Here is a 9306-nt window from a genome sequence, read left to right as displayed (position 1 = left end):
GGGCGGGCGGTGGTGGCGGTTCGGGTCCGATTTGGTGCGGTGGTGGCCTGATGAGTTGCCGCGATTGTCCGCGGGCAAGCCCGTTCGCGGTTCGAGGTGCTGGGGCGCGAGGAGGTTGTCTGCTCGGACCGGCCATTTGGGCCAGAAGTGTTGTGTGGCAGGTCAAACGCAGCTCACCCGGGCGGTGACGGCGTCGCCGTCCACCGTGTATTCGATCCCGCGGGCGGTCAGCATGCGCAGCACGGCCGCGTTGTCCGCTGTCGTGCTCACGAAGAGCTCGGCGTAACCCTCGTCGGTCGCCCGCTCGATCAGTCCGCTGAGCACCGCGGTTCCGATGCCCGCTCCCCGGTGCGAGCGGCCGATCCAGACGCCGGCCTCGGCGGCGCTCGGCGTGGTGGGGAGCGGGCACAGTCGTGCCGCTCCGACCACCTCGCCGTCCACTCGGATGCCGTAGGTCGACTCGATCGGCGCAGTCGCCAGCGCTCGGGCTCGGTGAAACGCTCGGAAGTCCGCTTCTCGGTCGGCATTCCAGCGGGTGCCCGGCCCCTCGACCGGCATCACCTCGCCCGGGTCCGCGTCGGCCACCGCCGCGTGCAATAGCTCGGTGAGCAACGGCTCGTCGAGCGGTTCCAGGGTGACATGGGCGGGCACTGTGCCGATCCTGTCACCCCGGCAGGCCGTGGGCGACCGGTTTTCCGTCCGCTCAGACCGGAGTGATGGGCAGTCGCAGGGCGCCGGGCGCGGCGACCGGCACCACCGGGTTCTTCGGTTCGATCGACGCGAGCCTGCGGTACGCCGCGCCCAGGGGCGGGCGCTGGTCGTCCTCGCCTTTGTTCGGCCACAGCGCCATGGCGCGTTCGGCTTGGGCGGTGATGGTCAGCGAGGGATTCACGCCCAGGTTCGCCGAGATGGTCGAGCCGTCGGTGATGTGCAGCCCGGGGTGGCCGTAGACCCGGTGGTACGGGTCCACGACGCCGGTCGCGGGCGAGTCGCCGATCGCGCAGCCTCCGATGAAATGGCCGGTGATCGGCGTGTTCACCAGCTCGGTCCAGGCGCCCTGCGGAAGGCCGTCGATCTTCTCGGCGATCCGCCTGGTCACCTCGTGGCCCTCCGGAATCCAGGTCGGCGGTGCGGCGCCGTCACCGGGCTTGGTCGTCATGCGCTTGCCGAACAAGCCGCGCTTGGTGTAGGTCACGATCGAGTTGTCCACGTTCTGCATGACCAGCACACCGACCATGCGCTCGGACCAGTGCCGTGGATTGTGCAGCCGATGCAGATTGCGGCGCTGCTTGATCAGTTCCTTCACCCCGAGCAACCAGCGGGCCTTGCCTTCCTGACCGTCCACCAGCACGGTCGTCAGCAGACCCATCGCGTTGCTGCCCTTGCCGTAGCGCACCGGCTCGACGTGGGTGTAGTCGTTGGGGTGGATGGACGAGGTGATCGCCACGCCCTTGGTGAAGTCGGCGTCCTTGCGCAGCGATCGCGCGGCGAGCACCGCCTCGGAGTTGGTGCGCGACAGATGCCCGAGACGCGGCGACACATGCGGCAGACTGCCGCTCTCGCGCAGCCGGTGCAGCAGCTTCTGGGTGCCGAGCGCCGCGGCCGCGAAGATCACCTGGTCCGCGGTGAACGTCTGCTTCGCCTTGCGCACCCACCGCCCGGTGCGCACCGTCCGCACTTCGTAGCCGCCCTCCGGCCGCGGCCGCACGTCGGTCACCATCGTCAGGGGATGCACGGTGGCTCCGGCTTTTTCGGCCAGATACAGATAGTTCTTCACCAGTGTGTTCTTCGCGCCGTGCCGGCAGCCGGTCATGCATTCACCGCAGTGCGTGCAGGTCTTGCGCGACGGGCCGACTCCGCCGAAGTACGGGTCGGCGACCTCTTGGCCCGGCCGGGAATCGCCGTCCGCGAACAGCACGCCGACCGGGGTGCGGCAATAGGTGTGGCCGATGCCCATGTCCTCGGCGACCTCGCGCAGGATCCGGTCCGCCGGAGTGGTCGCCGGGTTCTCGGTGACGCCGAGCATTCGCTTGGCCTGGTCGTAGAACGGCGCCAGCTCCGCGCGCCAGTCGGTTATGTGCGCCCACTGCTTGTCGCGGTAGAACTTCTCCGGCGGCTCGTAGAGGGTGTTGGCGTAGACCAGGGACCCGCCGCCGACCCCCGTCCCGCTCATGATGAAGGTGTCGTTGAGCAGAGTCAGCCGCTGGATGCCGTAGCAGCCGAGTTTCGGCGCCCACAGGTACTCGCGCAGATGCCAGGAGTTCTTCGCGTACTCGTCGTCGGCGAACCGGCGGCCCGCCTCGAGCACGCCGACCCGGTATCCCTTCTCGGTCAACCGCAGTGCGGCAACGCTGCCGCCGAAGCCGGATCCGATGACGAGCACGTCGTAGTGGCTGTCCATGTACTCGAGCGTATGGCGGTAAACCCGCAGGCCGGACGAGAGATACGGACGCGATATAGAGATTTTCGGCCATATTCGCGTCCGCTCGGACAACATCGTCGCACCGCGAGCCGTTACCGCGGGTTGAGCGCCGGTTCGCTGATGAGCTTCGACGAGTGCGCGGATTTCGTCGCGGATGAGGCGGACGGCGTCGATGCCTCGACCCGCGGGGTCGTCGAGTGTCCGCTCGCGGTAGTCGACGCCCGGGAAGTAGAGGCAGGCGTCGCCGCAGCCCGACCTCGACCGGAGGTTCCTCGACCGAGGCCGGTATCCGGTAATTTGCTAACAATCAGGGGCGATCGTCGGGCTTCGCGGCCGCCGGGAGGTCGACCGAACGCGGAGGTCGTGGTGGAACAAATCGGTCTGCTCGAGCTCGCCGAGGGCGCAGCGGGCCTCGCCGTGACCGACTCCGGTATTCCGGCGACTCCGCTGGTCGTCGTCGACTTGGACCGCGACCAGTGGCCGTATGCCGAGGCCGCCGTTGCCGCACTCGAAAATCGACGCACCGTCGTGGTCATCGGTGTCAGCGATACGGCGCTCCCGGCGAATGCCGAGCCGCTGCTGGAGTCGCTGACCTGCACGCTCGCCCCGAGCGGCCCCGGCCGAGCCTGGGTTCGCGGCGACCGTGCCGATCGGGACCGGATCGCCGCGACCGTCGCCGCCGCGCCGCGCGCGGCGATCACACTGGCCGGACTGCTCGAGCTCACCTCGCGAACGAGCGTCGAAGACGGACTGCTGGCGGAATCGCTGGCCTACTCCATGCTGCTGGCGGGGCCGGAATTCGCCGGATGGCGTGCCCGCACACCGCGCAAGACGGTACCGGACAGCGCCGATCCAGTGCTGCTGGACCGCACGGATGACGTATTGACCGTGTCACTCAACCGGCCGGAACGCCACAATGCGTTCGGGCGGGCGGTCCGAGATGGGCTCCTCGATGCCTTCGCGGTCGCGGAGCACGATCCCGCGATCCGCGAGGTCGTGCTGCGCGGAATAGGACGATCCTTCTGCAGCGGTGGCGATCTGGACGAGTTCGGTTCCGCCGGTGACGTGTCCGCGGCGCATCTGGTGCGACTGAGCTGCAACGCCGGTCATGCCGCCCACCGCATCGCCGGGCGCCTGCGCGTCGTCCTGCACGGAGCCTGCATCGGCGCGGGCATCGAGATCCCGGCGTTCGCCGGTCGCGTCGAAGCGCACGATGACGCCTGGTTTCAGCTGCCGGAGCTGTCGATGGGCTTGGTGCCCGGTGCGGGCGGGACCGTCTCCATCAGCAATCGGATCGGGCGTTGGCGCACCGCCTTTCTTACCCTCACCGGCCGCCCCATCGACACCGATACCGCGCTGGACTGGGGGCTGGTCGATGGCCGAACCTAACTCGCAGGCAGACCATGCGCGGTCGCCGCTGCGGGCCTGGGCCGCCTCCGGCGCGATGGCGCTGACCGGCCGCGCCGGTGGAATGCCGCGCGCCGCCCCGGGCCGTCCGGCAGCCATGGTGGCGGAAGCCTTGCGGCGGTTCGGCGAAACCACCCTGGCGCGTAGCGGCAGCCGGCCGCGGCTTCCCGGGGTCGGTGTGCTCGGTGAGCGTGCCGCGATCGCCGGATTCACGCGCCGGGGTCCCGACTCCTGTGGCGGCGCGTTCCGAATCCTCCGCACCAGGGACGGGCGGCTGGGTCTGTCCCTGCCCCGCGCTGCGGATCTGGATCTGATCCCGGCACTCACCGAGGACCCAGCCGCTGACGCGGATCCCTGGGATACCGTCACGCGCTGGGCACGCGACGTCACGACGACCGAGGCCGCCGATCGCGTCGCGCTGCTCGGCCTTGCCGGGGGCGCCGTACCCGCCGAGGGGCTGCATGCTCGTTCGGCAGTCGAGGTCACCGAGTTCGGCACCCGCCGCCACCAGCGCGAACGCCCGCTTGTCGTCGATTTGACCTCGTTGTGGGCCGGCCCGCTCTGCGCGCATCTCCTCGGCTCGGGCGGCGCCCGGGTGATCAAGGTGGAGAGCCGCTGTCGCCCGGACGGCGCGCGCTTCGGCCCACCGGCGTTCTTCGACCTGCTCCATCACGGGCACACGATGGTGAGCTTGGATCTGCGCGACGAGCGCGACATGGACCTGCTGCGCGCGCTGATCGCCGATGCCGACCTGGTGCTGGAATCCGCGCGAGCCCGCGCTCTGCGGCAACTCGGCATCGACGCCGCCGAATGTGTGGCGAACGGAACGTCGTGGCTGTCGATCACGGCGCGGGGACGCGCCAGCAACACCATCGGATTCGGCGACGACATCGCCGCTGCCGCCGGTCTCGTCGTCGCGGACGGGGACGACCTGCTGCCCTGCGGTGACGCCTTGGCCGATCCGCTGACGGGGGTGCGCGCGGCCGAGTCCGCCTCCGCCGCTCTCCTCTGCGACCGCGCCCGGCTGATCGATGTCTCGATGCTGCACGTCACCGCTGAGACCAACACGGGCACGACAGAAGAGCACGCGGTTCACGCCGCCGAGAACGGTTGGTGGGTCGAGACGGCAGACGGCCGCTTCCCCGTCGCGCCACCCACGGCACGCCGGATCACCGGATCCGCCAAGGGGATCGGCGCGGACAATGCGAGCGTTTTCGGAGCGCGGCCGTGAGCATCTTGTTTCGCGATGTCGAAGTCGAGGGTGTACGAGTCGATGTGCGAGTCGTCGGTGATCACATCGGCGAGATCGGTCCCGATCTGCCTTCCGGCGCAGCCGAGACGATCGATGGCGGCGGCGGGGCGCTGCTGCCCGGCCTGCACGACCACCACCTGCACCTGCTGGCGATCGCGGCCGCACGCCGATCCGTCGATTGCGGACCACCGGCCGTAACCGACCTCGCCACGCTCGGCCGCGCCCTCCGGGCCTACCCAGGTTCCGGCTGGGTACGAGGAACCGGTTACCACGAATCCGTCGCCGGAGACCTCGACCGACATGTCCTCGACCGCTTGATCCCCGGCCGGCCGGTCCGTGTGCAGCACCGCAGCGGGGCGTTGTGGATCTTGAATTCCATGGCGCTGAAAGAGGTTTCCCGAGCGCTCGACGACACCGCCGACGTCGAACGCGATTGGACAGGCGCGCCCAACGGGCGACTGTGGCGCTACGACGCGCGGCTGCGCGCGGCTCTGCCCGCGGGTGCCCCCGACTTGTCCGCGGTCGGCGAGACGCTCGCGCGCTACGGGATCACCGGCGTCACCGACGCCACGCCGGACCTGGACAGCACCGCGATCGGCCTGCTGACGGCCGCACATCGCAGCGGCGCGGTGCCCCAGACCATCACCCTGCTGGGCACGGACGACGCATGGAGTTCCGGGGAAGGGCTGTGCGCTGGTCCCCGCAAACTGCTGTTGCGCGACCACGACTTGCCGGCCTTCGATGAGATCGCCCGCACCGTCACCGCGGCCCACCGAGCGGGCCGTCCGGTGGCGGTGCACTGTGTGAGCCGAGAGTCACTACTGCTGACAATGGCGGTATTCGACGACGTCGGCAGTATCGACGGCGACCGCGTCGAGCATGCCGGGATCGTGCCGGAGGGTGTCTCGGAATGGATTGCGCGCCTGGGTATTCGGGTGATCACACAGCCGGGATTCCTGTCGGAGCGCGGCGATGCTTACCTGCGCGACGTAGCCCCTGATGATCTTCCACACCTGTACCCGTACGCGCGTTTGCTGCGGGCCGGTGTGAAAGTCGCGCCCTCGAGCGACGCGCCGTACGGTCCGCTCGACCCCTGGGTCGTCATGCGTGCCGCCGCCGACCGGACGACGCGGGGAGGTGAGACGCTCGGCCCCGACGAGCGCGTCACGCCGATGACCGCGCTGGCAGGCTACCTCGGAGCACCCGGCGACCCGGGCGGCCCGCCCCGGCGCCTGATTCCCGGCGCCCGCGCGGACCTCTGTCTGCTGCGGGTGCCGCTGCGTCGAGCATTGGCGCCACCGGACAGTGCCTGGGTGCGGACAGTGGTGATCGGCGGACGAATACGTCACCACTGCTGGTGACCGTGGTATGCGCATCGGAGCGTGATACCACCGGCGCCGCCTGCCCCGGCCCGGCGGGCGGGAATTCACCGCTGGCCCGGCGGCGGTGCGTCGCTAGCGGATCGACGTGCCGATTTCGATGCCCGAGTCCGCGGGCAGGTCGGCGAGGTTCATGACGTTGTGCAGGTGGTGCACCCCTGGCGCCAAGCCGGTCGCGGCCCGGATGGCCGGGACGGCCAGCAACGCCGTGGCCCGCGACTGGCTGTGACCGCGCGCCCAGTGGGCACGGCCGGATCGCGCACGCGCCAGCACCATCCACTCGTCGGTTCCCGGGAAATGAAGCCCGCGCGGCATTCCGGCGGCGCCGGGAATCCAGGTGGCGAGGCTCAACGCGGTTGTCGCGATGCGGGAATCGAGGGCGAAGTACGTGCGCACCGGGACGCCCAGGTCGCGGGTCAGGACGTGCTGGTCGGAGAAGTCGGTCCGAAACAGTCGACGCCGTCGGTGGCCGGGAAGCGTGAAAAGACGAGGCCGGGTGTAGTTACGCACGAATTCGTTGCCGTCCCGGAACTTTCGGCCGAGCAGACGATACGACCACTCCGTCGCGGCTGCGCCATGCCGCTCCCCCGCGCCGAGCAGCACGGCGATCTCGATGGGTCCTGGCGACTGCGCATGCACCGCAGCGGCCAGAAGGTTGGTCAACCCGGGCGCAAGACCGACGCTGACGATCGCCGGACGGGAAAGGAGCGTCCGCTCCAGCAGCGCAACGTATTCGGTGGACGCGGTGACGTCCACGAACGCCGAGCCGTGATCCGCTGCCAGTTCGGCCAGACGGGAACACTCGAAACCGGAGGTGTTGACGACAACATCGATACCGTCGAGCGCCCTCTGGTAGGACTGCAATCCCGGTTCGCCGAGGTCGATCGTCACATCGGCGCGGGCCGGGTCACGACCGGCCGCCAGGGCGGTATCTCCACCGCGCCACAGTTCGGCGACCAAATACCGACCTACTGCACCGTATCCGCCGAGAACGAGAACTCTCATCGCGGCTGGCGTCCTCTCGTGTACGCGAAGCCGGCGAGTCCGAGATCCGATCGAGGGATCACCGGCGCGATCCACCGCCGCTGCCAGCCTCTTCGCCCGGTAGGCCGACGTCAGGGCCGCCCGTACGCCGGCACCTTGTCGTCATGCCACGAATGCTACTCGACAAGAGTTTCACTGCAACGAAATCCGCCGTCGCGTAGCTTCAGCCAAACCTGTTCCGCCGCCGTGCCGTTACGGCGCCGAGCTGTCCGAGCGTAGATGCGGGCGCTGCCGCCGGCAGGGGGATTGTGTGGCTTGGTCTCGGCGGCAGCGCAGTTCCGCATCGGGTACCGACGGTGACCGACAATGCACCCACCAACTGATCGCTGCTCGCGCGTCCGGCGTTACAACCGGAAACGAAAGCTACGACTTCCACGGGACCGGACTGCCGGAGAGGATTCACCGGCAGCACCGGTCGAATATGCGTCGAATCGGGCTACTCGCAGGCGATGCCGTCCTTGTCGCGGTCCAGCTCGGATCGATAGCCGGGTTCCCCCTGCCGCAACGGTGCGGCGCCCGCGGCCCTGGCGGCGGCGCAGTTGGGGTAGTAGAGGCTGGGGGCGGCAGGGCGTGGTGGCGCAGGCACCGCTGCCGCGGGAGGTGTGGGCACGGCTGCCGCGGGCGGGGCAGGCACGACCGCGGCAGGCGGCGGAGTGGGTGCGGTGGTCGATTGCGGCGAGGACGGAAGCGGCGGCGTCACAGTGGTTGTCGGGGGCGGCGGTGTCGTGGTTGGTGCCACCGATGTAGTGCGCGGAGTTGTGGTGGCTGGTGTCGATGCGGTTTCGGTGCCACACGCGGCGCCTGTGAGCGCGGCGGCCGCGCAGAGGAGGATGGCGGCACGTCGCCGGGTCGATGTCATGGTCGGCCTGTCTTTCGAGTCGGAGGTGTATCCGAAGTGCAGTCGAGTGCCGCCGCGTCACCGAAAGGGTCGACGCGTCCGGCTATGGCGCACCGCCACGGGTGGCACCTGGAGTTGTTGATAATTGGTCCCCCCTGGCGGGCCTAGCACCGGCCGGAGATCGGGGACTGTCCGTCATATCGCTATCGCCCCTGGTTGTGTTTCCGGCATACGAGTACGGGCGTGTTCGATCCCCCGCTGAGCCGGGGAGCCGATGCGCGGACCACCCGGCGCACGCGCGGCCGCAAACCGCCGCACGCACGCCTGCGAATCCCGTGGCGGCCATCACGGTGCAGGGCATTCGAACGTGATCGCTCGTAGGGGTTGGCACACCGTAGAACTAGTGGTTTTCTGTACGGTTCCCGGGATTCCGGCGGGGACGCATCACCCGTGAGGAAGAGGAGAATGAGTCGACCCGAACTGGAAGGCGGCACGGGTGTGCGGTTGGATCTCCTGATCGCACGCTACGGGCCGATGCCCGAGGATATGGTCCGCGCCCTCGGGGCCGTAACGGCGCGGGCGCTGGCGGCCCAGCATGCACTCGGCCGCGGTCACCAGCTCATCGATCCGGTACACGTCGAAGTGTTCGCCGACGGACCGCGCCTCGTCGCAACCGAAAGTGACGCGGTCACCGTGCCACTCGCCGGGTCGAACACCGCCACCGACGACATCGCCGCGCTGGCGCGTGTGCTGGTCTTCGCGGCCGCGGGCGGCGCGGCACAGCCCGAGCAACTGCCCGTGTCGCCGGGATTGCGCGAGCTGCTGCGAGCCTGTTTGTCCGAAGACCGGCGGCCCGGCCTCGACGAGCTGGCCCGGCTGCTCGACGGCCCGCCACCGGCACGATGGCTACCCGACGAACCGGCCGCGCCGCGAGCACTGCCCACCGACCCCACCGCACCGGACC

General features: G+C 69.5%; 8 protein-coding genes. 4 read left to right on the top strand and 4 right to left on the bottom strand.

Annotated features, from left to right (window positions below):
• Window positions 1–162: 162 nt before the first annotated feature.
• On the bottom strand, window positions 163–651 hold the full coding sequence (locus HOV91_RS37425) for a GNAT family N-acetyltransferase (RefSeq protein WP_312884931.1): 489 nt from the start codon (window positions 649–651) through the stop codon (window positions 163–165).
• Between the two features lie 52 nt (window positions 652–703).
• Window positions 704–2401, bottom strand: coding sequence for a GMC family oxidoreductase N-terminal domain-containing protein (locus HOV91_RS37420; RefSeq protein WP_174189935.1), 1698 nt, complete (start codon window positions 2399–2401; stop codon window positions 704–706).
• A 141-nt stretch (window positions 2402–2542) separates the two neighbouring features.
• Between HOV91_RS37420 and HOV91_RS37415 the strand changes: the two genes are divergently transcribed.
• From HOV91_RS37415 to HOV91_RS37405, 3 genes are read left to right on the top strand one after another with little or no spacing between them, the layout of a single operon-like run.
• A complete protein-coding gene (locus HOV91_RS37415) occupies window positions 2543–3811 on the top strand; it encodes an enoyl-CoA hydratase/isomerase family protein (RefSeq protein ID WP_217441563.1) in 1269 nt (422 codons plus the stop codon).
• Window positions 3798–5060 carry a CoA transferase gene (locus HOV91_RS37410; protein WP_174189934.1) on the top strand — a complete coding sequence of 421 codons (1263 nt, stop codon included), beginning with the start codon at window positions 3798–3800 and terminating at the stop codon, window positions 5058–5060. Before HOV91_RS37415 ends, HOV91_RS37410 begins: the two co-directional genes overlap by 14 nt.
• Window positions 5057–6442: an amidohydrolase family protein gene (locus tag HOV91_RS37405; RefSeq protein WP_174189933.1), complete on the top strand. Its 1386-nt coding sequence runs from the start codon at window positions 5057–5059 to the stop codon at window positions 6440–6442. Before HOV91_RS37410 ends, HOV91_RS37405 begins: the two co-directional genes overlap by 4 nt.
• 93 nt (window positions 6443–6535) lie before the next feature.
• Here HOV91_RS37405 and HOV91_RS37400 read toward each other — a convergent pair whose 3' ends face one another.
• On the bottom strand, window positions 6536–7465 hold the full coding sequence (locus tag HOV91_RS37400) for a Rossmann-fold NAD(P)-binding domain-containing protein (RefSeq protein WP_174189932.1): 930 nt from the start codon (window positions 7463–7465) through the stop codon (window positions 6536–6538).
• Between the two features lie 475 nt (window positions 7466–7940).
• A complete protein-coding gene (locus tag HOV91_RS37395) occupies window positions 7941–8243 on the bottom strand; it encodes an excalibur calcium-binding domain-containing protein (protein WP_312884930.1) in 303 nt (100 codons plus the stop codon).
• Between the two features lie 564 nt (window positions 8244–8807).
• On the opposite strand from HOV91_RS37395, the gene HOV91_RS37390 reads away from it, so the two are divergent.
• On the top strand, window positions 8808–9306 hold a 499-nt coding region (locus tag HOV91_RS37390), incomplete at its 3' end, for a protein kinase family protein (protein ID WP_217441562.1).

This window comes from Nocardia barduliensis, assembly GCF_013315795.1.
Classification (GTDB): Bacteria; Actinomycetota; Actinomycetes; order Mycobacteriales; family Mycobacteriaceae; genus Nocardia; species Nocardia barduliensis.
Note: the sequence above shows the minus strand (reverse complement) of the source record. Positions and strands in the feature narration are given on the sequence as shown.